The organism is Acerihabitans sp. TG2 (genome assembly GCF_035013185.1).
Taxonomy (GTDB): domain Bacteria; phylum Pseudomonadota; class Gammaproteobacteria; order Enterobacterales; family Enterobacteriaceae; genus Acerihabitans.
Genome location: NZ_JAYGJO010000010.1, coordinates 114,463 through 138,542, shown reverse-complemented (window position 1 = coordinate 138,542; position 24,080 = coordinate 114,463). Strand labels below are relative to the sequence as shown.

The 24,080-nt window shown below is 51.5% G+C and carries 26 protein-coding genes; 15 read left to right on the top strand and 11 right to left on the bottom strand.

Translation table 11 applies throughout. From position 1 onward, the window contains the following. Positions 1-80: 80 nt before the first annotated feature. The 3 genes from araH to SJI19_RS11370 form a co-directional block, all read right to left on the bottom strand. On the bottom strand, positions 81-1,064 hold the full coding sequence (gene araH, locus SJI19_RS11380) for an L-arabinose ABC transporter permease AraH (protein ID WP_416347535.1): 984 nt from the start codon (positions 1,062-1,064) through the stop codon (positions 81-83). Between the two features lie 17 nt (positions 1,065-1,081). Continuing rightward, the gene (gene araG, locus SJI19_RS11375) at positions 1,082-2,611 is read right to left on the bottom strand and encodes an L-arabinose ABC transporter ATP-binding protein AraG (RefSeq protein WP_323478369.1); all 1,530 of its coding nucleotides are present in this window, start codon (positions 2,609-2,611) and stop codon (positions 1,082-1,084) included. A 155-nt stretch (positions 2,612-2,766) separates the two neighbouring features. Continuing rightward, complete coding sequence (locus SJI19_RS11370; RefSeq protein ID WP_323478368.1) at positions 2,767-3,756, bottom strand: arabinose ABC transporter substrate-binding protein; 990 nt, start codon at positions 3,754-3,756, stop codon at positions 2,767-2,769. A gap of 377 nt (positions 3,757-4,133) precedes the next feature. Between SJI19_RS11370 and SJI19_RS11365 the strand changes: the two genes are divergently transcribed. The 12 genes from SJI19_RS11365 (at position 4,134) to gstA (ending at position 14,864) form a co-directional block, all read left to right on the top strand. Beyond that, positions 4,134-5,807, top strand: a complete 1,674-nt coding sequence (locus SJI19_RS11365) for a ribulokinase (protein WP_323478367.1) — start codon at positions 4,134-4,136, stop codon at positions 5,805-5,807. A 45-nt stretch (positions 5,808-5,852) separates the two neighbouring features. Beyond that, positions 5,853-7,358, top strand: a complete 1,506-nt coding sequence (araA, locus tag SJI19_RS11360; RefSeq protein ID WP_323478366.1) for an L-arabinose isomerase — start codon at positions 5,853-5,855, stop codon at positions 7,356-7,358. A 214-nt stretch (positions 7,359-7,572) separates the two neighbouring features. Continuing rightward, complete coding sequence (gene ydgT / locus SJI19_RS11355) at positions 7,573-7,788, top strand: transcription modulator YdgT (protein WP_323478365.1); 216 nt, start codon at positions 7,573-7,575, stop codon at positions 7,786-7,788. Between the two features lie 11 nt (positions 7,789-7,799). Further along, positions 7,800-8,231 (top strand): DUF2569 domain-containing protein, encoded by a 432-nt coding sequence (locus tag SJI19_RS11350; protein ID WP_323478397.1) that lies wholly within the window; start codon positions 7,800-7,802, stop codon positions 8,229-8,231. A 75-nt stretch (positions 8,232-8,306) separates the two neighbouring features. Beyond that, a complete protein-coding gene (gene rsxA, locus SJI19_RS11345) occupies positions 8,307-8,888 on the top strand; it encodes an electron transport complex subunit RsxA (RefSeq protein ID WP_323478364.1) in 582 nt (193 codons plus the stop codon). Then, positions 8,888-9,463, top strand: a complete 576-nt coding sequence (rsxB, locus tag SJI19_RS11340) for an electron transport complex subunit RsxB (RefSeq protein WP_323478363.1) — start codon at positions 8,888-8,890, stop codon at positions 9,461-9,463. The genes rsxA and rsxB overlap by 1 nt, the downstream gene beginning before the upstream one ends. Next, positions 9,456-11,138, top strand: a complete 1,683-nt coding sequence (gene rsxC, locus SJI19_RS11335; RefSeq protein ID WP_323478362.1) for an electron transport complex subunit RsxC — start codon at positions 9,456-9,458, stop codon at positions 11,136-11,138. Before rsxB ends, rsxC begins: the two co-directional genes overlap by 8 nt. Beyond that, the gene (gene rsxD, locus SJI19_RS11330) at positions 11,139-12,191 is read left to right on the top strand and encodes an electron transport complex subunit RsxD (protein ID WP_323478361.1); all 1,053 of its coding nucleotides are present in this window, start codon (positions 11,139-11,141) and stop codon (positions 12,189-12,191) included. It begins immediately after the preceding gene. Between the two features lie 10 nt (positions 12,192-12,201). Beyond that, positions 12,202-12,837, top strand: coding sequence for an electron transport complex subunit RsxG (rsxG, locus tag SJI19_RS11325; protein ID WP_323478360.1), 636 nt, complete (start codon positions 12,202-12,204; stop codon positions 12,835-12,837). Next, positions 12,830-13,519 carry an electron transport complex subunit E gene (locus SJI19_RS11320; protein ID WP_323478359.1) on the top strand — a complete coding sequence of 230 codons (690 nt, stop codon included), beginning with the start codon at positions 12,830-12,832 and terminating at the stop codon, positions 13,517-13,519. Before rsxG ends, SJI19_RS11320 begins: the two co-directional genes overlap by 8 nt. A gap of 4 nt (positions 13,520-13,523) precedes the next feature. After that, positions 13,524-14,159, top strand: a complete 636-nt coding sequence (gene nth, locus SJI19_RS11315; RefSeq protein ID WP_323478358.1) for an endonuclease III — start codon at positions 13,524-13,526, stop codon at positions 14,157-14,159. A gap of 105 nt (positions 14,160-14,264) precedes the next feature. Continuing rightward, on the top strand, positions 14,265-14,864 hold the full coding sequence (gstA, locus tag SJI19_RS11310) for a glutathione transferase GstA (protein ID WP_323478357.1): 600 nt from the start codon (positions 14,265-14,267) through the stop codon (positions 14,862-14,864). Between the two features lie 82 nt (positions 14,865-14,946). Here gstA and pdxY read toward each other — a convergent pair whose 3' ends face one another. The 5 genes from pdxY to anmK form a co-directional block, all read right to left on the bottom strand. Next, positions 14,947-15,810: a pyridoxal kinase PdxY gene (pdxY, locus tag SJI19_RS11305; RefSeq protein ID WP_323478356.1), complete on the bottom strand. Its 864-nt coding sequence runs from the start codon at positions 15,808-15,810 to the stop codon at positions 14,947-14,949. 82 nt (positions 15,811-15,892) lie between these two features. Next, entirely contained in the window at positions 15,893-17,167 is a 1,275-nt protein-coding gene (gene tyrS, locus SJI19_RS11300; protein ID WP_323478355.1) for a tyrosine--tRNA ligase, read from the bottom strand. Positions 17,168-17,267: 100 nt separating this feature from the next. Further along, positions 17,268-17,918: a pyridoxamine 5'-phosphate oxidase gene (gene pdxH, locus SJI19_RS11295; RefSeq protein ID WP_323478354.1), complete on the bottom strand. Its 651-nt coding sequence runs from the start codon at positions 17,916-17,918 to the stop codon at positions 17,268-17,270. Between the two features lie 69 nt (positions 17,919-17,987). Then, entirely contained in the window at positions 17,988-18,263 is a 276-nt protein-coding gene (locus SJI19_RS11290) for an MliC family protein (RefSeq protein ID WP_323478396.1), read from the bottom strand. A gap of 51 nt (positions 18,264-18,314) precedes the next feature. Then, positions 18,315-19,418: an anhydro-N-acetylmuramic acid kinase gene (anmK, locus tag SJI19_RS11285; protein WP_323478353.1), complete on the bottom strand. Its 1,104-nt coding sequence runs from the start codon at positions 19,416-19,418 to the stop codon at positions 18,315-18,317. A gap of 326 nt (positions 19,419-19,744) precedes the next feature. Here anmK and SJI19_RS11280 point away from each other — a divergent pair, with 326 nt between their 5' ends. Next, complete coding sequence (locus SJI19_RS11280; protein WP_323478352.1) at positions 19,745-20,212, top strand: glycine zipper 2TM domain-containing protein; 468 nt, start codon at positions 19,745-19,747, stop codon at positions 20,210-20,212. A gap of 114 nt (positions 20,213-20,326) precedes the next feature. Here SJI19_RS11280 and slyA read toward each other — a convergent pair whose 3' ends face one another. Continuing rightward, on the bottom strand, positions 20,327-20,761 hold the full coding sequence (gene slyA / locus SJI19_RS11275) for a transcriptional regulator SlyA (protein ID WP_323478351.1): 435 nt from the start codon (positions 20,759-20,761) through the stop codon (positions 20,327-20,329). A 737-nt stretch (positions 20,762-21,498) separates the two neighbouring features. After that, on the bottom strand, positions 21,499-21,744 hold the full coding sequence (locus SJI19_RS11270; RefSeq protein ID WP_323478350.1) for a DUF1289 domain-containing protein: 246 nt from the start codon (positions 21,742-21,744) through the stop codon (positions 21,499-21,501). A 230-nt stretch (positions 21,745-21,974) separates the two neighbouring features. On the opposite strand from SJI19_RS11270, the gene gloA reads away from it, so the two are divergent. Then, positions 21,975-22,382 carry a lactoylglutathione lyase gene (gloA, locus tag SJI19_RS11265; RefSeq protein ID WP_323478349.1) on the top strand — a complete coding sequence of 136 codons (408 nt, stop codon included), beginning with the start codon at positions 21,975-21,977 and terminating at the stop codon, positions 22,380-22,382. Positions 22,383-22,562: 180 nt separating this feature from the next. Next, positions 22,563-23,228 (top strand): ribonuclease T, encoded by a 666-nt coding sequence (gene rnt / locus SJI19_RS11260; RefSeq protein ID WP_323478348.1) that lies wholly within the window; start codon positions 22,563-22,565, stop codon positions 23,226-23,228. A 427-nt stretch (positions 23,229-23,655) separates the two neighbouring features. On the opposite strand, the gene SJI19_RS11255 is transcribed toward rnt, so the two are convergent. Continuing rightward, on the bottom strand, positions 23,656-24,012 hold the full coding sequence (locus SJI19_RS11255) for a Grx4 family monothiol glutaredoxin (protein WP_323478347.1): 357 nt from the start codon (positions 24,010-24,012) through the stop codon (positions 23,656-23,658). Positions 24,013-24,080 lie beyond the last annotated feature (68 nt).

Genomic DNA, 24,080 nt, shown 5'->3' with positions numbered 1-24,080 from the left:
CCTATAGCACGGAAAATAGCCTGCTACGCTCGCGAAACTGAGTGGGCCGACCGGTGATCTCACCGATTGGCCCGGTACATTTACACCGTCGTTTTGGTTTTTTGTTTATAGCGGTCAAAAATAACCGCAACCAACAGGATCACGCCACGCACCACATACTGAGAGAAAGGCGAGATATTCAGCAGGTTCATGGCATTTTCCACGGTACCCAAAATCAGTACCCCGGCCACCACATATGACATTTTGCCAATCCCGCCTTTCATGGAAACGCCACCCAGCACGCAGGCCGAGATGACGATGAGCTCATACCCCAGCGAGGTCATCGGCTGGCCACTGGTCATACGCGACGCCAGAATAATCCCCGCCACGGCTGAGACCAATCCAGTCAGGACAAATATAATGATTTTCGTGCGTACCACCGGTACGCCGGCCAGACGGGCGGCTTCTTCATTACCACCGATGGACAGGGTATTACGCCCGAAGGTGGTTTTATTGAGCAGGAAACCAAAGATCACCATGCACACAGCCATGATCCAAATTGGCGCCGGAATGCCCAGCCAGTTGGCATACCCGAGTACAAAAAACCGGTCATCGCGAATGCCGACCGCTTTACCGTCGGAAATAATGTAGGCCAGACCACGCACGATTTGCATGGTGGCCAGAGTGGTGATCAAGGCGTTAACCTTAAGCTTGGCAATAACAAAACCATTCACCAACCCACAGACTGCGCCCAGCAACAAACCCGCCGCCACGCCAATCCACATACTTCCGGTCATGTTCATCACCACGGCGGTGGTCACCCCGGCGCAGGCGATAACTGACGCTACCGACAGGTCAAAATCACCCGAAGCCAGGCAAAATAACATACCACAAGCGACAATCCCGGACATGGAAACGGCCAGGCCCAGGCCTTTCATATTAATAAAACTGGCAAAATTTGGCACAAAGATTAAGCAGGCAATAAATAACACGGCAAAAACCACCAGCATGCCGAAATTATCCCATATACGGGTAACACTGAATATGTTACTCGCTTTTGGAGCGGGTGTGGTTTCTATTGACATCATAAACTCCTTCACTATCAGGCAACCGCGTCCGCGGGGCTGGTTTCAGTGGTATGTAACATAGCCAGGCTTAATGCTTTCTGCTCAGTGGCATCGTTATGGGTAAGTTCACCGGAGATCGCGCCTTCGCGCATCACCACTATTCTATCCGCCAGGCCAAGCACTTCAGGCAAATCACTTGAGGCGAATAGCACAGCAATACCGCGTTTAGCCAGCTCATAAATGACTTGATAAATTTCATGCTTAGCGCCCACATCTATACCGCGCGTTGGTTCGTCAAGCATGATGACGTTCATCTCCTCGGAGAGCCAGCGACCGAGAATAGCCTTCTGCTGGTTACCCCCAGAGAGGTTCATTATCAGTTGCTCGGCAGAGGGCGTTTTGATATTCAACGATCGGATATGCTCTTCGGCATTTTCCTGTTCCCACTTATTGTTAATCAGAAATCCAGCTTTGACAGTTTTACGCCTGGCGCTGATATTGATATTTTCACGTACCGAGTGAACGGGAATCAGTCCGTCGGCCTTGCGATCCTCGGGACAAAGCAGCAAACCGGCCCGAATAGCATCACTGGGCGAATGGATATTCAGGGTTTTCCCATCAAGTAACAACTGCCCGTCGGTAATTAAGGTACCGCCGAACAGTCCTTTCATCAGTTCACTGCGTCCCGCGCCCACCAGCCCGAACAAACCGACAATTTCACCGGCACGGACCGATAAGGTAATGGGCGTTTTGACGCCAATTGCCTTGATGTTGTTCAGTTGAAGCCGTACTTCGCCGTGATCCCGCGGTGTATAACCGTAGATATCACCAAGATTGCGCCCCACCATAGATTGCACCAGCATGGCGTTGTCCACTGCGGTCATATCATCAAAGGTGCGCACATACTTGCCATCCTTAAACACCGTAATGGCATCGCCAAGGGTAAAAATTTCTTCCATGCGATGCGAAACATATAAAATCACCCTTCCCTCGGCGCGCAGTTCGCGAATCACCCGGAAGAGTTGTTCAATTTCCCGAGCAGACAACGAACTGGTCGGCTCGTCAAAAGCAATAATTTTTGCGTTACGGGTTAACGCTTTGGCAATTTCCACCATTTGCCATTGGGCAATGGAGAGATATTTCAAGGGCGTATCCGGCGCAATGTCCAAGCCCAAATGATCAAGTTGTAACTTGGTTTCGTAATGTAAAATCGAGCGGTTAACCACACCGAACTTATTGGGCAACTGACCGAGATAGATATTTTCCGCCACCGTCATTTCCGGTACCAGATGCAACTCCTGGTAAATGATGGCCACGCCGGCATTCAGTGCATCGGCGGTTGAAGCAAAATGAACCGGTTGTCCTTTAATTAATATCTCGCCTTGGGTCGGGGTATAATTCCCACTGAGAATTTTCAGCAAGGTTGATTTACCGGCACCATTCTCACCCATCAGGGCGTGGATCTGGCCCTGGTAGCAATCGAAACTGATATCATCCAGTGCCTTGACACCGGGAAAAGTTTTACCGATACCGCGAAACGATAGATAAGGTGTCTGAGTTGTCATGAACACATCCTCGCGTTAACTGATACGAACAGTGCGCAGGCAATCCCGCCACGGTAGTCATCAGGGGTTTTGGCTGACACGTACACATCCTCTTGATGAATGACATCGTCATGGACCGGGACGATGTGGCCGTCCCGGTGAGAACAACGGGGGGATTACTTACCGCCCAGGCCCTTTTTCGCTAATTCTACTTTGAAGTTATCACGGGTAATCAGCACCACATCGGTAACTTCGGTGAATTTCGGTGGTTCAACGCCAGTTTTCACCCAGTTATCCAGCATCTGGATGCTTTTGTAGCCATGCACATCAGGGCTTGGCAACAGCGAACCGTAGAAGCCGGTAGCCTTATCCTTGGACAATTCGTTCACCGCATCCACACCGTTAATACCGATGCCGATAACATTAGGTGCTTTGAAACCTTGGCCTTCTGTCGCACGGACACCGCCCAACACGGTATTGTCATTCATACCGAGGATCAGCCAGTTTTTGACACCAGGATGTTGCACCAGCAAAGAGTTGGCAGCATCAAATGCCCCAGGGATATCATTAGATTTAGTGGGCACCTTATAGATCTGTTTTTCCGGGAAACCAGCGGCTTTAAGCGCATCCATGGACCCGGTAGTACGGCGACGGGCTGTATCCAATTCATCAGCGGTGATCGCCATTACGGCGGTGTCGGCCACTTTCCAGCCACGTTTATTCATCTCTTTCCACAGTTCCTGACCCTGACGTTCACCAATCTTGGTTGCGGCCATCATCACTAACGGCACGTCGACCATCGGTTTGCCATCAGCGTTAACAAATTGGTCATCCACTGCGATCACTTTCATGTCATAGCTGCGTGCTTTGGCCACGATTGCCGAGCCCAATTTCGGATCGGGGGTACAGATAACAAAACCCTTGGCTCCGTTTGCCGCCAAACTATCGATAGCAGTTAGTGTTTTTTCGCCATCCGGCACCGCTATCTTAATCACATCAAAGCCCAGATCCTTGCCCGCTTTGTCGGCAAAACGCCATTCGGTCTGGAACCAGGGTTCTTCGGGTTGCTTAACCAGAAAACCCAATTTTAAATTTTCCGCCATAGCCGATTGAGACATAACCGCAGCCAAACCTATCGCTGCCAATGCCTTAGTGAATTTATGCATGTAAATCTCCGGTATTTTTTTTAGCCTGGCTTCAAAATGCTGAAGCGTGTAAGCGTTATCAGTCGGAAAAATCTGGCCTCGCAGTACAGCTAAGCGGCAGAAATATCACCGTTCATCCCACAGGGCCCATGAGACGGATGTAGTTTTAACGTTAAAGGGTTACAAGAATGTAGAGCGTTATCACAGTTCTCGATTTCAGCAGGTTTGTGCATAGATACAGCAATTTTCACCTCCGTAAAACTTTATGACACCCATCACATTTCTGTCACCCGTGGCAGAAATGTGCATACTTCCAGCTAACCACTCCTCACGTCGTTGGCCAAACCTCCTTATGGTTGTTCTCATCATAAGTATTCGGGTATATAGGAGAGAACAGCATGACTGAAGAGGCCATCAGCCTTGGGCTTGATTTCGGCAGCGATTCGGTACGCGCCTTGGCAGTAGGCTGTCACAGCGGTAAGGAGCTGGCGACAGAGGTGGTTTGGTATCCACGCTGGCGTGAAGGCCAATACTGTCGCCCTGCGGATAATCAGTTTCGCCACCATCCCGCAGATTATTTGGAATCGATGGAACAGGCCATTTGCGCGGTAGTAAAGGACTTATCCCCGGCCCAAAGGCTGAAAATCGTCGGTATAGGCGTGGATACCACCGGCTCAACGCCGGCGCCCATCGACAGCGAAGGCCGGGTTCTGGCGCTGCGTCCAGAGTTTGCCGACAACCCGAACGCCATGTTTATCCTCTGGAAGGATCATACGGCGATAGAGGAAGCCGAGGCGATTAATCAGCTTTGTCATAGCGGCGATTTCCCTGATTACACCCGTTATATTGGCGGCGTGTATTCTTCCGAATGGTTTTGGGCCAAGATCTTGCACATCACTCGCCAGGATGCCCAAGTCCGCAGTCAGGCGGTGTCCTGGGTTGAACTTTGCGACTGGATCCCGGCAATGTTGTCCGGTACCGAGCAACCAGAACGAATTAAGCGCGGCCGCTGCGCAGCCGGACACAAATCACTTTGGCATCCCGACTGGGACGGCGTACCACCAAAAGCCTTTCTTGAAGCGCTTGATCCCGTGCTGACGGAACACTTGCAGTATCCCCTATTCACCGAGACCTATACCGCTGATATCCCGGTTGGCCGCATCAGCACCGAATGGGCGCACAAGCTGGGCCTACCTGAATCGGTAATCATTGCGGGGGGTGCGTTTGACTGCCACATCGGCGCAGTGGGTGCTGGAGCCCAGCCTTATACTCTGGTCAAAGTTATCGGTACCTCCACCTGCGATATTCTGATTGCTGATGAAAAACGCGTGGGAGACCGTTCCATCGCCGGCATCTGTGGTCAGGTTGACGGTAGCGTAGTGCCGGGATTTATTGGCCTGGAGGCAGGGCAATCCGCGTTTGGTGATATTTATGCCTGGTTTGGTCGTTTACTCGGCTGGCCACTGCGCCAGGCGGTAGAACAGAATCCATCACTAAAACCCACCATGGACGCGATCCAAGACAACATGTTATCCGCGCTGGCGCAAGCCTGGGTTGATGAGCCTTCATTAGCGCATTTACCCGTCGTGCTTGATTGGTTCAACGGCCGCCGTACCCCTTATGCCAACCAACGGTTGCAGGGTGTGATCACCGGTTTGAACCTGGGTACCGACGCGCCGGCACTGTTCGGTGGATTAATCGCCGCCACAGCCTTTGGTGCGCGCGCCATTATGGAATGCTTTGAAGAACAGGGCATCCCGGTGGAAAACGTGCTGGTGCTCGGGGGCATTGCACGCAAATCGCCGGTGATAATGCAGGTATGTGCCGACGTGATGAACCGGCCTTTGCAGGTTGTAGCCTCTGACCAGTGCTGTGCTCTGGGTGCCGCAATTTTTGGGGCGGTAGCCGCAGGTCAGTATGCGGATATCGCGCTGGCACAACAGTTTATGGCCAGCAGGATTGAACGCACCCTGCAGCCGGATCCGGCACGCGTCGCTCCGTTCCAAAAATTGTATGAACGCTATCAGAGCTGGGGCACCTTGGCTGAACCAGCCTATGCCGCAACACATTGATTAATCACGCTGTGCGATACGCTTAACGAATGTATAGGAGTTCTAATGGAAAATTTTAAACAACATGAAGTGTGGTTTGTTATCGGTAGCCAGCATCTTTATGGCCCAGAAACGCTGCGCCAGGTCACCGAACATGCACAGACCGTCGTCGAAGGCCTAAATAACGAAGCGGGATTACCGGTTAAGCTGGTGCTTAAACCCCTGGTGAAGTCCCCCGACGAAATTCTTGCGTTATGCCGTGAAGCTAACTATTCCACCCACTGTATCGGCCTGTTGACCTGGTTGCATACGTTTTCTCCGGCCAAAATGTGGATCGGTGGACTCAGCATTCTCAACAAGCCGCTGCTACAGTTCCATACCCAGTTTAATGCCCAGATCCCATGGGACACGATGGATATGGACTTCATGAACTTAAACCAAACCGCGCATGGCGGCAGGGAATTTGGGTTTATTGGTGCCCGCATGCATCTGGATCATCAAGTCGTGGTCGGTCACTGGCAGGATAAACAGGCTCACCTCACCATTGCCAAATGGATGCGCGCCGCCGCTGCTAAGCAAGAAAGCCAACAACTGATCGTCGCGCGCTTCGGCGACAATATGCGCGAAGTGGCCGTGACCGAAGGCAATAAAGTCGGGGCGCAAATCCAATTTGGTTATTCTGTCACCGCTTATGGCCTGGGCGATCTGGTCAGCGTAGTAAATGAGGTTTCCAAAGGCGATATTGACACGTTGATTGAAGAATATGAAGCCACCTATATTCTGACTGACAAAATCAAACAGCACGGTGAAAAACGGGAAAATCTGTTGGACGCTGCGCGCATTGAATTGGGCCTAAAACGGTTCCTGGAACAGACTGGTTGTAAAGCCTTTACGTCAAATTTCGAAAATCTTTATGGTTTGAAACAGTTGCCAGGCCTGGCGGTTCAGCGCTTGATGCAGCAAGGTTATGGTTTTGCTGGCGAAGGCGATTGGAAAACCGCCGCATTGTTGCGGATTTTCAAGGTGATGGCGAGTGGCCTGAAAGGCGGCACCTCGTTTATGGAAGATTATACCTACAACTTCCAGCCGGACAACAATCTGGCACTGGGCTCACACATGCTAGAAGTTTGCCCTAGTATCGCCAAAGAAGCGAAACCGACGCTGGATGTGCAGTTCCTTGGTATCGGTGGCAAAGCTGATCCGGCACGTCTGTTATTCTCTACCCCGGCAGGCCCGGCACTCAACGCCTCGGTCATCGATATGGGCGATCGTTTCCGGATGGTGGTGAATCTGGTGGATACGGTTGAGCAGCCACACCCTCTGCCCAAACTGCCGGTAGCCCGGGCTATCTGGAAAGCTCAACCCTCTCTGGAAGTGGCCGCCGAAGCCTGGATCCTCGCCGGTGGTGCGCATCACACCGTATTCAGTCAGGCGTTGGATGTTGATCATATGCGCTTGTACGCAGAGATGCATAATATCGAACTGCTGGTGATTGACAACGAGACCCGCATTCCGGACTTTAAACAAGCATTGCGTTGGAACGAAATGTATTACAAGTTCTGCGCTAAATAGGTGTGACGAAACGTAATCAAGCATAACGACACTGTAAATAGGTCAAATTGAAGGGGGGGCGCCAGCCCCCCAAATGTTCAAACCTCGGCATGCTAACCGGTGAGATAACACGCCAACCCCACTCTTTTTTCTTTTTTTACAGTGCTGGCTATAGACACCACAGCGGCGCTGAATATACTACTTTGCAAATATCTTTTTCCTTGAATGCCTAACGATGACTGCGCAAGATTATCTTATGACGTTTCGCCGCGTGAATACCCCTGAAAGCCTGGAAAAGCTGTTCAACCATGTAAACTACAGCCTGGGCGACAGCGCCGATATGATTAATATGTATCGGGCGGCAGATCATCGCCGGGCAGAATTAGTCTCGGGCGGGCGCTTATTCAATCTGGGACAGGTTCCAAAATCAGTGTGGCGGTATGTGATTTGACTGACCTTCGCATGTGCCCAAAAGGAATACCGTGCATTGGCGGCTGGCTTTGGCTGCCGGTAAGCTACCTGATTCTTACACTGTTGAGCGCCAGTCTGACGGCGGTGGTGTTTTTGCTGGAACTCGTCAATCATTCCTCCAGCACACTACCAGCACATACGCTGCTCATCCAATGGTCCGCTTCCCTCGTTACCCTCGTGGCGATGTGGGCTTTCACCTTCTGGACACTGCGCTTACTGCTACGGCGTTCGCGGCGTTTTCCAAAAATTTTCATCATCTGGTTATTAGTCGGGGTACTAATAGCCCTAAAAACCTTTGCGTTTTCACCGGTGACTGACGACCTGGCTTTGCGGGTGTTATTTTGGTCGCTGCTGGCCGCCGCCGGACTGGTACCCTATATTAAACGTTCGCGCCGGGTCAAAAATACGTTTATCCTACCCTGATGCCGGGTTTGCCCGAGTGATGCATTATCCATAATAACCTTATGGTTTCTCTACGCAATTGAATTAGGTACGGCAATGAATGGTTACCTGTTACTGTTTGTCAGCACGGTGCTGGTGAATAATTTTGTTCTGGTCAAATTTCTCGGGCTTTGCCCTTTTATGGGTGTGTCCAAACGACTGGAAACAGCAATAGGTATGGGCATGGCCACCACGTTCGTGTTGACGCTGGCATCGGTATTCTCGTGGTTAATCAATGATTTTATTTTACAACCGCTTGATTTGCTTTATCTACGCACCCTGTCATTTATTTTCATCATCGCGGTAGTGGTGCAATTCACCGAACTGGTGGTACGTAAGACCAGCCCGGTGCTCTATCGTCTACTGGGCATTTTTTTACCGCTGATCACCACGAATTGCGCGGTGCTTGGCGTGGCGTTGCTCAACGTCAATCTCAATCATAATTTTCTTCAGTCAGCTGTCTATGGATTCAGTGCCGCGGTGGGATTTTCCTTGGTGATGGTGTTGTTTGCCGCCATTCGCGAACGCCTGACGGTGGCTGATGTGCCCGCGCCATTTAAAGGTTCTGCCATTGCATTGGTGACCGCCGGGCTGATGTCGCTGTCCTTTATGGGCTTTACCGGGCTGGTGAAATTTTAATGTTGTCGTTATGGTTGGCCATCGGCGCGCTGAGTGCATTGGCATTGCTCTGCGGCGCGTTATTGGGATTCGCCGCCCGCCGTTTTAACGTTGAGGATGATCCGCTGGCAAGCCAGGTCGATACATTACTGCCGCAAAGTCAATGTGGTCAGTGTGGGTATCCAGGATGCAAGCCTTACGCTCAGGCGGTGGCTGACGGCGAAAAAATCAATAAATGTGCACCGGGGGGTGAGCAGACGATGCTCAAGATCGCCGGGTTACTGAATATTGATCCACAACCGATTGAAGGAGACACCGCCCTCGCCCATCCGCTCGCCAAGGTCGCCTGGATCGATGAGGGAAACTGCATTGGGTGTACCAAATGCATCCAGGCCTGTCCGGTTGATGCCATTATTGGCGCAACCCGCGCGGTGCATACGGTGGTGAGCGATTTATGCACCGGCTGCGATCTGTGTGTCGCCCCTTGCCCGACCAACTGCATCGAAATGCGGCCGGTCGCGGTTTCCACCGCGAGCTGGAAATGGGACCTCGATGCCATCCCCGTACGGGTGATTGAGGTTGAACACCATGTTTAATTTTTTCACCACCGGGCGTAAAGATCGTCTTTGGGATTTTAACGGCGGCATTCATCCTGCTGAAATGAAAAGTCAGTCCAGTGAACAACCGCTGCGACATATTCCTCTGCCGCCAAAATTGTACATTCCGCTCAAACAGCATCTGGGGCCACAAGGAGAGCTGTGTGTAACCGTCGGCGATCGGGTTCTGCGCGGACAACCCCTCACCACCGGGTACGGACGCACCCTACCGGTGCATGCGCCTACGTCGGGCCTGATCGAAGCCATTACCCCCCATATAACTGCTCATCCATCAGCACTGGCCGAGTTGAGTATTGTGCTGCGACCAGACGGCGACGATCGTTGGTATCCCCGCTCCCCACCGACCGATTATCGCCAGCGCGACGCCACCGATCTACTGGAGTTTATCCATCAAAGCGGCATTGCCGGGTTGGGTGGCGCGGGTTTTCCCACTGCAGCCAAACTGCAGGACGGGATAGGCACGGTGAAAACCCTGATCGTCAACGCGGCTGAATGCGAGCCTTACATCACCGCCGACGATCGGTTAATGCGCGAGCACGCGCAGGATATTATCACTGGCATAGACGTGCTGGTGCATCTACTGCAACCTCAGCGGGTGCTGATCGGTATCGAGGATAATAAACCCGCGGCGGCAGCGGCCCTACGCCAGGCCATGGTTCCACAGGCGGGTTATCAACTCAGGGTGATCCCCACTAAATACCCGTCGGGCGGCGCTAAACAACTGACCCAGATCCTTACCGGGCAAGAAATACCAAGCGGGAAGCATTCCGCCGCTATAGGCGTTGTGATGCTTAATGTTGGCACCCTGTATGCCATCAAGCGTGCGGTCATTGACGGAGAAGCGCTCACTGAAAGGGTGGTAACACTTACCGGCGGCGCGTTGGAACACCCCGGAAATGTCTGGGCACGTCTAGGAACCCCGGTAAGCCACCTGCTCCACCATGCCGGTTTTCACCCAGGTTCTGAGCAATTGGTGATTATGGGTGGCCCGCTGATGGGCTTCACACTGCCGGCGCTAGATGTGCCGGTGGTCAAGATCAGTAACTGTATTATGGCGCCATCGCCGACAGAAACCGGCGTTCCCCAGCCTGAGCAATCCTGTATTCGTTGTGGGCTCTGTGCCGACGCCTGCCCTGCGGGCTTATTGCCGCAGCAATTATACTGGTATAGCCGGGGAAAAGAGCATGACAAGGCCCGAGCGCATAATCTCGCGGATTGCATTGAATGCGGTGCCTGCGCTTACGTGTGTCCAAGCAATATTCCGTTGGTGCATTATTATCGCCAGGAAAAAGCCGAAATCCGCACTATTGATCTGGCGGAGGAACGCGCCGTGCAGGCTAAGGCGCGGTTCGAAGCCAAACAGGCCAGACGCGAACGTGAAAAACTGGCACGCGAGGCTCGTCACCGACAGGCGGCGGTACCCGTTGATCAGACCGTCACCACGTCGGCGTCCAGCAAATCTGCAGTTGCAGTGAATAAAAAAAGTGACAACGTAGCGTTAACCGTATCAGCACCGAAACATCAACCCGCAACGCCGACGGCAGCAACGTCTGTCCCCGTTGATGATGATCCGCGCAAAGCAGCGGTGGCCGCCGCTATTGCCAGAGTTAAAGCGCGTAAAACCGCTGCGGCTACCGTGACCCAAGAGGAATAAATGGCTTTTAGAATTGCAAGTTCCCCCTTCACGCACCATCAGCAAAATACCCGCCGAATTATGCTGCAGGTGATGATGGCCTGCCTGCCGGGATTGATTGCCTTAAGCTATTTTTTTGGCTACGGTACACTGATTCAAATCGTGCTGGCCTCGTTGACGGCCCTACTGTCTGAAGCCGCACTGCAGCGGTTGCGCGACCGATCAATCGCTCAGGCGCTGCGCGATAATTCCGCATTGCTTACTGCGGTATTGCTGGGATTAAGCATACCGCCAATGGCGCCTTGGTGGGTGGTGGTGGTCGCGACATTATTTGCCATTGTTATCGCCAAACAACTGTATGGCGGGCTGGGGCAAAATCCGTTTAATCCCGCAATGGTCGGCTATGTCGTGGTATTGATATCCTTCCCCGTGCAAATGACCAGTTGGTTACCTGAAGTGGGTCAGCATGCCCCCGTCACCTCAATGATGGATACCCTGAGCATGATTATTTTCGGACACACTCAGGGTGGGATGGATCTGCACCAGTTAAGGGCCGGTTTCGATGGGATGACCCAGGCCACCCCCCTGGATGCGGTTAAGACCCATTTGCGTGAAGGGCACCATGCGTTATCGCTGCTAGACCCGTCGATATTTAGCGGTTTGCCTGCAGGAAAAGCATGGCAATGGGTCAATCTGGGTTTTCTGGCGGGAGGACTTTATCTGATCCGTCGACGTATCATCAGTTGGCATATCCCGGCCAGCCTACTGTTGACGCTGGGGATATGTGCTTACCTTGGCTGGTTATGGGATCCACAGCAATGCGCTTCCCCTGCGTTACATCTTTTATCCGGTGCCACCATGCTGGGTGCATTTTTCATTGCCACCGATCCGGTTACCTCCGCCACCACAATCAGAGGTCGATTGATTTTCGGCACCCTGGTCGGCCTGCTGGTGTGGCTGATTCGAACCTTTGGCGGATATCCCGAAGGCATGGCTTTTGCGATTTTATTGGCTAATATTTGTGTGCCCCTGATTGATTATTATACCCAGCCGCGTGCCTATGGCCACCGCTAAGGAGTAAACCATGTTGACCAACATGCGAAAACACGGTGTTACCCTGGCGGTTTTCGCTGCGCTGTGCACGGCGTTAACCGCCACCGTTAATGCGCTAACTGAACCCACCATTCATCAACAGGCTGTATCGCAACAACGCCAATTAATCGATCAGGTCATTCCGCCAGCGCTGCATGATAATGATATGCTTAAAGAGTGTTATTGGGTGACCGATACCGCATTAGGCAACGGCACTGCGCATCGTCTCTATCTGGCACGCCGGCACGGCCAACCCGTGGCCGCCGCCGTCGAATCCACTGCGCCCGATGGATATTCCGGGTCCATTCAGCTATTGGTTGGCGCGGACTTTGACGGTAATGTGTTGGGTACTCGGGTTACCGAACACCACGAAACGCCAGGACTCGGTGACAAAATAGATCTGCGCGTCTCGGATTGGATCACCCATTTTGCAGGCAAACACGTCGCTTCAGACCACGATGCAACCTGGGCGGTCAAAAAAGATGGCGGGCAGTTTGATCAGTTCACCGGAGCGACCATTACGCCGCGTGCCGTGGTAAACCGGGTAAAACGCACGGTGGTTTATCTGAAAAACCTCCCCAAGGATATCGACCACCTGCCCCAATGCGGAGAACACCATCATGAGTGAAGCCAAACGATTACTCCGCCAGGGACTGTGGGCCAATAACTCCTCATTAGTACAGTTACTAGGGTTATGCCCCCTGCTGGCCGTTTCCAATACCATCACCAACGCCTTGGGACTTGGGTTGGCCACCACGCTGGTGTTGGTGTGTACCAATGGTGCGGTCTCCGCGCTTCGGCGCTGGGTACCAACGGAAATACGCATTCCCATCTATGTGATGATCATCGCATCGGTGGTATCGTCAGTACAGATGTTGATCAACGCTTATGCCTTTGGCCTGTATCAATCACTAGGTATATTTATCCCGTTAATCGTCACCAACTGCATCGTTATCGGCCGTGCAGAAGCCTATGCATCAAGCCATCCGGTGGCGCTGTCAGTACTGGATGGGTTTTCCATGGGGTTAGGTTCGACCAGTGCTTTAGTGGTACTGGGTGCCGGGCGTGAAATCCTCGGCAACGGCACACTGTTTGATGGTGCAGATCGGTTATTAGGCCATTGGGCCAGCGTATTGCGCATTGAAATATTCCATTTGGATGCACCATTTCTGCTGGCCATGCTGCCACCGGGTGCGTTTATCGGTCTTGGTTTTATGCTGGCCGGCAAATATTTTATTGATCAACGGATGACATTACGGCGCCAACGGTTAGCCGATTCAGCGTTGGTTACCCTGCACAAGCGAACATAACATCATGAATAAAATCATTCGGTTGGCTATTCTAGACCGGCTGCGCGAAAACAACCCACACCCCACTACCGAACTGGTCTATAGCACGCCGTTTGAGTTGTTAATCGCGGTATTGCTCTCGGCTCAAGCCACCGATGTCAGCGTCAACAAGGCCACAACAAAACTGTTTCCGGTTGCCAATACCCCGGCCGCACTGCTAACACTGGGTGTCGATGGCATCAAAAACTACATAAAATCCATTGGACTGTTCAACAGCAAAGCCGAAAATATCGTTAAAACCTGCCGCATGCTGCTTGAACAACACCAAGGTCAGGTGCCGGAGGACCGGACCGCACTAGAGGCACTACCCGGCGTTGGCCGCAAAACAGCTAACGTGGTGCTCAATACCGCATTTGGCTGGCCGACCATTGCGGTAGATACGCATATATTCCGGGTGTGTAATCGTACTCAGTTCGCCACCGGCAAAAATGTCGAGGCGGTGGAACAAAAACTGTTGCGAGTCGTCCCCGCCGAGTTTGCGCAAGATTGTCATCATTGGCTGATCTTGCACGGACGTTACACCTGCATTGCCCGCAAACCTCGCTGCGGTTCTTGTCTGATTGAGGATCTGTGTGAATACCGGGAAAAAAACCTCGAATAGTATCAACATCACGGTTATGGCCGTAACGTTAATCGTATCCTGACTTATTCAGGTACCTGCTCTGTCTATATTTTAGATAACTCGCGTTGCGCGAAGGAGTGCTACATGAAACTGTTCTATAAGCCTGGGGCCAGTTCGCTGAGTGCACATATTATCCTGCGTGAGGCGGGACTGGACTTCACCATCGAAAAAGTAGATTTGACCGGCCAAAAAACCGAGCATGGCGAAGATTACCTGCGCATCAATCCCAAAGGACAGGTGCCGGCAATGCTGCTCGATGATGGCACGGTGCTCACCGAAGTGGTGGCTATTGTACAATATCTTGCCGATCAGGTACCGGATAGGCACCTTATTCCCGCGCCAAATACCTTGTCGCGCTATCAGGCCCTTGAATGGCTCAATTATATTTCTAGCGAATTGCATCAAAGCCTGGGCCCGCTTATGGAAGCCGATACGCCGGCAAACTATAAAACGGTGCTGCGCGATGAGATTGAAAACAAGTTGCTGTATTTGGAGCGAGAATTAGCAGATCAGGATTTTTTGCTGGGGACGCGTTTTAGTGTCGCTGACGCTTATCTGTTTACCATGCTGACCTGGATTGACGCGCTGGCGTTTGATTTGGCGTCTACACCTGCGATTGCGCTGTATAAAAAACGGATCGCCACCCGTCCGGCGGTGATCGCGGCGCTAGCGGCAGAGGAATAAACGTAAGCGCCTCGCTAGCCGTTGCCGTGATCTTTCACCGTGCAATGTGTTAGCTGCAGGGTGAAAGCCGTTGGGTATAGGCTTATTTTATTTCTTTTGCCGGGAAATGATGCTGCGGCAGGGCAATCTGATCCTGGGCTGCCACCACCTGCAGCTCATATTCGCCCATCTCCTTGGTCAGTTTCATCACTTCATACACTGCGGCTGTGACATGTTCTAGCGCATTGACCGGAGTGAGTCCCTTAAGGAGGTCCACTAACAATAGCCCGCTGGTCAAATCGCCCACCCCCACCGGTTGCCGATCGCCAAAATCAACCAACGGACGGCTGGTATGCCAAGCCTGATCCTGGGTGACCAATAGCATTTCAAAACTGTTACGGTCATATCCGGCATAGCTGAGGAACTTGATTAAGACTAATTTTGGTCCCTGGCAACACAGTTCGCGGGCAGCGGCAATAGCTTCATCAACGGATTTAACCGTGTGGCCGCTCAGTTGTTCGAGCTCAAGCAGATTGGGCGCAATAATATCCGCATTAGGCAACCCGCGCTTACAATGAAACTCCGCCACACCCGGCGCCACAAAACACCCTTTTTCTGGATGGCCCATGACGGGATCGAGAAAATACCACGCGTTCGGATTTGCCGCTTTTACCTGACGCACAATCTCCAGGATATGCTCGCCTTGCTCAGGTGCGCCGATATAACCGCTTAGCACCGCATCACAGTTTTTCAACTGCCCCACGGCGTCAATGCCGGTTATGATTTCGGTTAAATGGGCGGCAGGCATCACGCAACCGGTCCAGTGACCATATTGGGTATGGTTGGAAAACTGCACGGTATTGAGCGGCCATACGTTAACGCCCATGCGCTGCATAGGAAAAACCGCCGCACTGTTGCCCGCATGACCAAAAACCACGTGGGATTGAATAGACAGAATATTCTTCATCAAGATTGCCTTAACACCCTTGGCCTGGCGGCCGCAACAATAAAATAGCGAAAGGCCGGCGGCCTTTCGTAATAGTGCAAAATTACTTCCAGCAAATCAGACAATAGTTTTTCTTACCACGACGTAGCAGGGTGTAACGCTCGAACAAACGATCTCCGTCGTTGAAAATATAGTCTGCGGAGGATTGTTTCTCGCCATTTACCGCAATAGCGTTCGAGCCAATCATGGTCCTCGCCTGACCACGAGAAGGTACCAGCCCTGCATCAACCAGCGCTTGTTGCAAATCAGCGCCCGCATCGAGGGAAATCGTCGGCATGCCATCCTGGGCCAACTGGGCCAGATCGTCCGCGGTCAAATCCCGAAGTTGTCCGGAAAATAAGCTTTGGGTGATCCTGACTGCCGCCGCGAGCCCGACGTCGCCATGTACCAGACGGGTCACATTCTCCGCCAGTACGTATTGCGCGCGTGGCGCACCGCCGTTGTTGCGGTCTTCCTGCTCCAACCCATCGATTTCCGCCGTGGACAAAAAGGTAAAAAACTTCAGGAAGCGATACACATCCGCATCGGAAGTATTAATCCAGAATTGGTAAAACTTATAAGGACTGGTTTTGGCTGGATCCAACCAAACGGCGCCCCCCTCAGTTTTGCCAAATTTAGTGCCGTCGGATTTGGTAATCAATGGCACAGTCAAACCATAAACCTGTTTTTGGTGCATACGACGGGTCAAATCGATACCAGAGGTGATATTACCCCATTGATCGGATCCGCCAATTTGCAATTCAACCCCATGCAGTTGGTTCAAGGCGGCAAAGTCGTAGCCTTGCAACAGGTTATAGGCAAATTCGGTAAACGAAATGCCGCTGTCATCACGGTTAAGCCGCTGTTTAACCGCTTCTTTGTTAATCATCTGATTCACTGAGAAGTGTTTGCCAATGTCCCGCAAAAAGGTCAACACATTCATATTGCCGAACCAATCGTAGTTATTGGCGGCCACTGCGCTGTTTTCGCCGCAATCAAAATCAAGGAATGGCGAGACTTGGCGGCGGATTTTATCCACCCACTCCTGTACCGTATCCTCAGTATTGAGCTTGCGTTCTGCCGCCTTAAAGCTAGGATCGCCAATAAGACCGGTGGCACCGCCAACCAAAGCTACCGGGCGGTGCCCTGCCAATTGGAAACGTTTCAGACACAGCAGCGGCACCAAATGCCCCAAGTGCAAGCTATCGGCGGTGGGATCAAAACCGCAATAAAGCGACAGCGGACCCTGGGCCAAACGCTCGGTAAGCGCTGCCACGTCGGTTACCTGGGCAATAAGACCCCGCTCTTGCAATTGTTGAATCAGGTTACTGCTTGCCATCAAAAACTCCATTATTGCTATCAGTATCGGTGCTTAAACACCGGGAAATTAACCCCCCGCCACCGGAGCGGGTGTGGCAAAAATATGTTATGGCACGACGCTATGGAGCCAGACGATCTATTGTCCAGCCCGCATCTTGACGCTGGTAAATAAACCGGTCGTGCAATCGATGCTCGCCACCCTGCCAAAACTCCATTGTATCAATAAATACGCGATATCCTCCCCAAAAACTGGGTAAAGGTACTTCACCTTGCTGAAATTTCTGTTTCATCTCAAGAAATTTCCCCTCCAGAATACCGCGGGCGGAAATGCGGCTGGACTGGTGCGAAACCCAGGCGCCAATCTGAGAGTCCTTTGGGCGGCTGTGAAAATATTTTATCACATCGAGGGGAGGCAAGCGCTCGGCGCGCCCCAGCATCATGACCTGACGCTCTAAAGCATGCCAGGGAAAATGTAGGCTTATTCTGGGATTATTCGATAAATGGCCAGCCTTTCGGCTACCCAGATTGGTGTAAAATACCATGCCGCGGGCATCGTAATGCTTGAGCAACACCATCCGTTGATAGGGCTGCCCATGTTCGTCCACCGTGGCCACGCACATTGCCGTGGGATCGGCGAGCTTAGCTTCGCAAGCCTGTTTTAGCCAGCGTTCGAACAGATCCAAAGGATCCGCCGTCAAATCCGCACGCCGTAACCCGCCGCGGGTATATTCGCGCCGCAGGTCCGCAATATCGAGTTGTTGTTGAGTCATAGTGATATTCAGAGCCTAACCATGGTTTTATTGTGCGCCAGGTGGTTGAAAATCTCAATAAAATCCCATTCAACCAGCGATAATACAATCATTTATGATAATTTTTCCTTCACGTTCAATAAAAGCATTATTCCCCTTTGACCAGAAAGTGTAATGGCCGTCGCTATAGCGCACCCCTGACGCTGAAACCTGCTGATGTAGGGTTAATTGTTGTCCATCCAGGATAAAGGACACCTGTGGCGGCTGTAAGGACTGGCGCACCGTTAGCGGCAGCGTGCCGCATTGATAATGAAGTGTCTTCACCGACGGCGGTTGGCGACCAAACTGGCCACAGGCGGTGAGCATGAATAAACAGGCGAAACAAATACAGCGCATAATCATATTGTATCCCTTCTGTTATACCGGATAAATGGCGCCCAGCAGCGTCTCTTTGCTGGCGCCGGTCACTGATGGCAGATTTCCCGGCAAGCCGGATAACGTTCTGCTCGCCAGCCAGGCAAAGGCCAATGCCTCCATATCATCGCCACTGACGCCATACTTATCGGTGGAGCCCACCTCCATACCCGGCAACAATGCCGATAACCTGGCCATAAGCAAAGGATTGCGCGCCCCGCCGCCGCAAACCATCAAGCGCTCCCCTCCGCCGCAGAGCATGACCTGTTCCGCTATGCTTATTGCGGTTAACTCCGCCAGCGTGGCCTGCACATTCCGAGGAGCGATCGGCACAAAATGCGTCAGCTGATATTCAAGCCAGCCAAGATTGAAATATTCGCGACCGGTGCTTTTCGGGGTCGGTTTGGAAAAATACTCATCGGATAGCATTTGCTGTAACAAGGCATGATGAACAGTACCACCGCAGGCCCAGGCAGCATCCTTATCATACGGCAGCCCTAAGTTGCGCCAAACCCATGCATCCATCAGCATATTTCCGGGCCCGGTGTCATAACCACGCACCGGCTGGCCTGGCAGCAGTAACGATAGATTGGCAATACCGCCAATATTGAGCACCATGCGCCTCTCCGCGGGATGTCCTAACAAGGCGTGATGAAACCCGGGCACCAGTGGTGCGCCCTGGCCGCCAAACGCCATATCACGGCGACGAAAATCGCCCACAGTAGTGATGCCCGTCATCGCGGCGATGCGGTTGTTATCACCTATTTGCAGGGTACATGGCGCCTCCCCTTGTGGCTCATGCCAGACCGTTTGTCCATGGTTACCTATGGCCGTCACTTCCCGTGGATCGATAGCTGCGGCACGCAACATCGCTTGTACTGCCTGAGCAAATAAAATACCAAGCCGGCAATCAAGTTGGCCTATTTGTGACAGCGTCACCTGCTGCCCTTGGCACATGTTTAGAATTTGCTGCTTGATCTCGCCGGGAATGGGATGGCAATAGCTGAACTGCTGCGCCACCGTATGCTCATCAATGGCGGCAAGCACAACATCCACCCCATCAAGGCTCGTGCCCGACATCACGCCTATATAACGTCCCGATCTCATAAGACTGTCCTTTTTCGCAGCGTCTCGTTCGCTGCCGTGGTAGCTACGTTAAACAGGTTTTTACCTTGAGGCTATGAATAATCGCCTATTTTTTAATAGTTGTTACAATAAACTCACTGGTACACCCTAAGCTTAGCGTCGAAATTATTGTTATAATACAAAATTAGTGGCTGTTGAATCGCAGTTTAGGGTTATAACCCTATTTTCAGCTACGATAGACTGAGGAGGATTTTACCTAACCTTGGCGTATCTTGCGGCTCACAGCGATATTTGTATTTGTTCTGTCTGGGTATTCCTTGACGGACGGCATTCAAAAGGAGTTTTCAATGAAAAAAAGTTTGCTCGTAGTCACCCTGGCAGGTTTGACACTGGTGGGTTGTGCTAATAACAGCGGCTTATCTGGCGATGTTTATTCAGCCTCTGAAGCCAAGCAGGTTCAGAGCGTGAGCTACGGTACTCTGGTGGGAGTCCGACCGGTACAGATACAAGGCGGCGATGACTCCAATGTCATCGGTGCATTGGGCGGTGCAGTATTGGGGGGATTCCTTGGTAATACTATTGGTGCCGGAACCGGTCGCAGCCTGGCCACCGCTGCAGGCGCAGTGGCTGGTGGTGTAGCTGGCCAGGGAATTGAAGGAGCGGCCAACCGCAGCCAAGGCGTTGAGCTTGAAGTGCATAAAGACGATGGCAGCACCATCATGGTCGTGCAAAAGCAGGGCCAGACACGTTATAGCGTAGGTCAACGCGTAGCCATTGCTACCAACGGGCGTACTGTAACCGTCTCGCCGCGCTGAATATCATGGCCGGTCAAAGGCCATTTAGCCGAATCAGGCTTGCAATAAAAAAAATAACAACCGGCATCGTCAGCCGGTTGTTTTATTAAACGTTATTTTAATACAGCGTGTCTATCAGGATTTATTGTAAAGTTCCAGGATGTTTTTCTCCAGCCTGGCAATCATATTACTCAAGAATTGCGTTTCCTGTTCTGATATGCCCGTCAGGATTTCATCCCGAGTACTATTTATAACGTGGTTTACTTCTTTTATGATTGGCTCAGCTGACTCCGTCAATTTTATGCGTTTAGCCCGCCGATCGTTCGCGCAGGTGTGACGCGTGATAAGTTTTTTCTCTTCAAGCTGGTCAAGTGTTCGAACCAATGAGGGTTGCTCGATGCCAATCGCTTTCGCCAATTGAATCTGGGATTGCTCAGGCGGTAGCTGGCAAATGTTATGCAGCGTTATCCAATGCGTTTGTGTCAGTTCTAACGGTTTTAAACGATGGTCAATCAGTGCGCGCCAAACACGAACAAGTCGCGCCAAATCAGATCCTAATGGCGATTCCACTTCTCTCTCCTTATAATAAAGCTGATTAAGCTTGTTCCCTGGATTCCCATCCATTCTAATGGGTGGAATGGCAAATTACAAATATATATATATGAGTAAGGTGACAGTTAAGATGATATTGAAGTTATGGGCATGTTATTCCTTTGCAATAATGGACATGACCGAAGAGCCCACTGTTCTTAACCAGGTGCCCGCCCTGGAGAATGCATCGGCCCTTCATTCACTGAGTCTTCCGCTTGTTATAATGCAGGTTTTGCAAACGTCATATAACCCGTTCCACATGCCTTTTGCTCGGCATTGACAACTATTGAGATCTTATACAAAGCGGATTATTCATTACTGTAACACTATTATTGCCATTCATCTTGATTTATTGCGAGTTTAAGTTAAATGAAGACATAACAAATACCATAATGTCATGTATTAGATCCAATAATGTAATCATAACATATAATTGTGAATCAATTTATTTCAGATATAATGTATGGCTTAATAAATATGATCTTGCTAAATGAGTACCTGAGCACCCTGCTGCCATCAAAGCAAAAAGTGCAAAAAAATATATAATTATAATATATATTTATGAATCCATCTATTTCATAATTAATGCCACCGTCTAATGCATATGATCCGTCGACATTAGCCCCGACTTCTATCAACTCAGAAAACATCAAAGACACCACGTGTTACCCAATAGATGTCGAGTTACAGGACGGTACGCTGTCGCGAAGGATGACTTAAAATAAGGAGGGTTGATGTGGGCCTTCAAGGTCATTATTCACTGCATCAGCGTGTCGAATCGCGCGCAGATAGCGCTGACGACACAGTCGCAGTACCTCGCGTTTTTGACCATCACTCATGTTACTCCAACCAAATCTTTCCTGTCGGGAACGCAGGCATCCACGGCAATAGCCCCGTGCATCCACTTGACAAATGCCACGACAAGGGCTGGTGATATCAAAAAATTCAAGTTGCTCAGGCATGCCTCCTCCCACTCACTTAAGCTAATTGAAGGCGTTATTTCGTCTGCTGGCAATTTTTTTTGTGCAAAGATCAGCCGATAGCCATCCACGTTCTCCCAATTCGGCGGTCCAGACGACTCGGTATCATTGAGTCTGGTCATTTTACTCGGCTATACTGACAGTACTGACAATTTACTGCCGTACTTCATGGTGACGGGTTATACCCGCTGCCGAATAAACCAGGGGAACATATGCGCTTACTTCACACCATGCTGCGCGTGACTGATTTGCAGCGATCTATTGATTTTTATACTAAAATATTGGGAATGCGCTTGTTGCGCACCAGTGAAAATACCGAGTATAAATATACGCTGGCTTTTGTCGGTTATACCGAGGAAACCGACGGTGCGGTCATTGAACTGACATATAACTGGGGCGTCGACCATTATGATCTGGGCAGCGCCTATGGCCATGTGGCGCTTGGGGTAGACGATGTCACCGCAACTTGCGATCGTATTCGTTCAGCCGGTGGGTTGGTGACGCGCGAAGCTGGTCCGGTGAAAGGCGGCAGCACGATTATTGCTTTTATCCAAGATCCCGATGGCTACAAAATTGAGCTGATCGAGCAACGTCATGCCGGCAAAGGCCTCGGCGCTTAAGTTTAATGGCACGCCTCCCACATGTGCTGGGGCACGCCCGACAGGCGTGTGATTGATGTTCGGGGGGCGTCGGCATGCCCCGTAACGCTAGCACGACGGTTAAACGGCTTATTGAGGCCATGCATCCCGCGTCAAAATTTGCCATAATGCGACCTATTTTCCTGAATAGTAAGAGCTGGCATGGCTGAAATTGATGATGTAAATACCCTTCGCGGACGTTTTCGCGGTTTTTATCCGGTGGTAATCGATATTGAATCCGCCGGCTTTAACGCCAACACCGATGCCCTGCTTGAAATTGCCGCCGTAACAGTAAATATGGATGATCAGGGATGGCTGATCCCCGATCAGTGTTTACATTTCCACGTAGAGCCGTTCCCTGGTTCACTTCTGCAACCTGAAGCCTTGGCCTTCAACGGTATTGATCCCAGCAATCCCCTGCGCGGCGCGGTGAGCGAATATGAGGCACTGCACGAAATTTTTAAAATGGTACGCAAGGGTATTAAAGATCGCGGTTGTAATCGGGCAATCATCGTCGCCCACAACGCCGGGTTCGATCATGGTTTTTTAATGGCGGCAGCGGGACGGGCGGGGTTAAAACGCAATCCCTTCCATCCATTCGCCACTTTTGACACCGCCGCGCTTAGCGGGCTTGTGCTCGGTCAGACCGTATTGGCCAAAGCCTGTTTGACCGGAGGAATAGAATTTGACGCAAGCCAGGCGCATTCTGCGCTATACGATACACAGAGAACTTCCGAGCTGTTTTGTGAACTGGTCAATCGCTGGAAACGGCTAGGTGGCTGGCCGTTAGCCCCTGTGGACTCAGAAACCACCGACACCCCACAATGAAGGTTCACGCTGCAGGCGCCAACACCCCTGCAGCGTGAAAGATGACACGGCACCCTATAGATTTCGCGTTGCAGGTAGGCGGCAAGTAAGAGAACCCGATGAGCTTACTTGAGTAAGTGATTCGGGTGAACGCACTTAGCCAACACCCCTGCAGCGTGAAAGATGACGGGTGCACCCTATGGATTTCGCGTTGCAGGTAGGCGGCAAGTAAGAGAACCCGATGAGCTTACTTGAGTAAGTGATTCGGGTGAACGCACTTAGCCAACACCCCTGCAGCGTGAAAGATGACACGGCACCCTATAGATTTCGCGTTGCAGGTAGGCGGCAAGTAAGAGAACCCGATGAGCTTACTTGAGTAAGTGATTCGGGTGAACGCACTTAGCCAACACCCCTGCAGCGTGAAAGATGACGGGTGCACCCTATGCTATCAACTGGCAGGCGGTACCTGCGGTTCAGATTGGGTACTGTATTTCAGCGCAGTCTCTTTGATTAGCGGTTGCAGTTCGCCATGTTGGTACATTTCAATAATAATATCGCAGCCGCCCACGAGCTCACCATCCACCCAGAGTTGAGGAAAGGTAGGCCAATCGGCGTATTTTGGCAGTTCAGCGCGAATGTCCGGATTTATCAAGACATCGACATACGCGAATGGCTCGCCACAGGCGGAAAGTGCTTGTACTGCCTGTGCGGAAAAACCGCAGCCAGGGAACTTTGGCGACCCCTTCATATAGAGAAGAATCGGGTTCTTGCCAATCTGCTGCTGAATCTTTTCAATTGTCGTCATTGTCTCGTTTCCTCAAGCCAGTAACCGGCTTATTTACTTTTGGCAGATTACATTCTAACGATTACCGG

Excerpts from the sequence above, each read along its gene's own strand:
- rsxC (WP_323478362.1), top strand. The coding sequence starts at position 9,456 with ATGTTTAATTTTTTCACCACCGGGCGTAAAGATCGTCTTTGGGATTTT.
- gstA (WP_323478357.1), top strand. The coding sequence starts at position 14,265 with ATGAAACTGTTCTATAAGCCTGGGGCCAGTTCGCTGAGTGCACATATT.
- SJI19_RS11370 (WP_323478368.1), bottom strand. The coding sequence starts at position 3,756 with ATGCATAAATTCACTAAGGCATTGGCAGCGATAGGTTTGGCTGCGGTT.
- araG (WP_323478369.1), bottom strand. The coding sequence starts at position 2,611 with ATGACAACTCAGACACCTTATCTATCGTTTCGCGGTATCGGTAAAACT.
- tyrS (WP_323478355.1), bottom strand. The coding sequence starts at position 17,167 with ATGGCAAGCAGTAACCTGATTCAACAATTGCAAGAGCGGGGTCTTATT.
- araA (WP_323478366.1), top strand. The coding sequence starts at position 5,853 with ATGGAAAATTTTAAACAACATGAAGTGTGGTTTGTTATCGGTAGCCAG.
- pdxY (WP_323478356.1), bottom strand. The coding sequence starts at position 15,810 with ATGAAGAATATTCTGTCTATTCAATCCCACGTGGTTTTTGGTCATGCG.
- araH (WP_416347535.1), bottom strand. The coding sequence starts at position 1,064 with ATGTCAATAGAAACCACACCCGCTCCAAAAGCGAGTAACATATTCAGT.
- rsxB (WP_323478363.1), top strand. The coding sequence starts at position 8,888 with ATGTTGTCGTTATGGTTGGCCATCGGCGCGCTGAGTGCATTGGCATTG.
- SJI19_RS11350 (WP_323478397.1), top strand. The coding sequence starts at position 7,800 with ATGTGCCCAAAAGGAATACCGTGCATTGGCGGCTGGCTTTGGCTGCCG.
- SJI19_RS11280 (WP_323478352.1), top strand. The coding sequence starts at position 19,745 with ATGAAAAAAAGTTTGCTCGTAGTCACCCTGGCAGGTTTGACACTGGTG.
- SJI19_RS11320 (WP_323478359.1), top strand. The coding sequence starts at position 12,830 with ATGAGTGAAGCCAAACGATTACTCCGCCAGGGACTGTGGGCCAATAAC.
- rsxA (WP_323478364.1), top strand. The coding sequence starts at position 8,307 with ATGAATGGTTACCTGTTACTGTTTGTCAGCACGGTGCTGGTGAATAAT.
- pdxH (WP_323478354.1), bottom strand. The coding sequence starts at position 17,918 with ATGACTCAACAACAACTCGATATTGCGGACCTGCGGCGCGAATATACC.
- ydgT (WP_323478365.1), top strand. The coding sequence starts at position 7,573 with ATGACTGCGCAAGATTATCTTATGACGTTTCGCCGCGTGAATACCCCT.
- gloA (WP_323478349.1), top strand. The coding sequence starts at position 21,975 with ATGCGCTTACTTCACACCATGCTGCGCGTGACTGATTTGCAGCGATCT.
- SJI19_RS11290 (WP_323478396.1), bottom strand. The coding sequence starts at position 18,263 with ATGCTCACCGCCTGTGGCCAGTTTGGTCGCCAACCGCCGTCGGTGAAG.
- rnt (WP_323478348.1), top strand. The coding sequence starts at position 22,563 with ATGGCTGAAATTGATGATGTAAATACCCTTCGCGGACGTTTTCGCGGT.
- SJI19_RS11270 (WP_323478350.1), bottom strand. The coding sequence starts at position 21,744 with ATGCCTGAGCAACTTGAATTTTTTGATATCACCAGCCCTTGTCGTGGC.
- SJI19_RS11255 (WP_323478347.1), bottom strand. The coding sequence starts at position 24,012 with ATGACGACAATTGAAAAGATTCAGCAGCAGATTGGCAAGAACCCGATT.
- anmK (WP_323478353.1), bottom strand. The coding sequence starts at position 19,418 with ATGAGATCGGGACGTTATATAGGCGTGATGTCGGGCACGAGCCTTGAT.
- rsxG (WP_323478360.1), top strand. The coding sequence starts at position 12,202 with ATGTTGACCAACATGCGAAAACACGGTGTTACCCTGGCGGTTTTCGCT.
- SJI19_RS11365 (WP_323478367.1), top strand. The coding sequence starts at position 4,134 with ATGACTGAAGAGGCCATCAGCCTTGGGCTTGATTTCGGCAGCGATTCG.
- nth (WP_323478358.1), top strand. The coding sequence starts at position 13,524 with ATGAATAAAATCATTCGGTTGGCTATTCTAGACCGGCTGCGCGAAAAC.
- rsxD (WP_323478361.1), top strand. The coding sequence starts at position 11,139 with ATGGCTTTTAGAATTGCAAGTTCCCCCTTCACGCACCATCAGCAAAAT.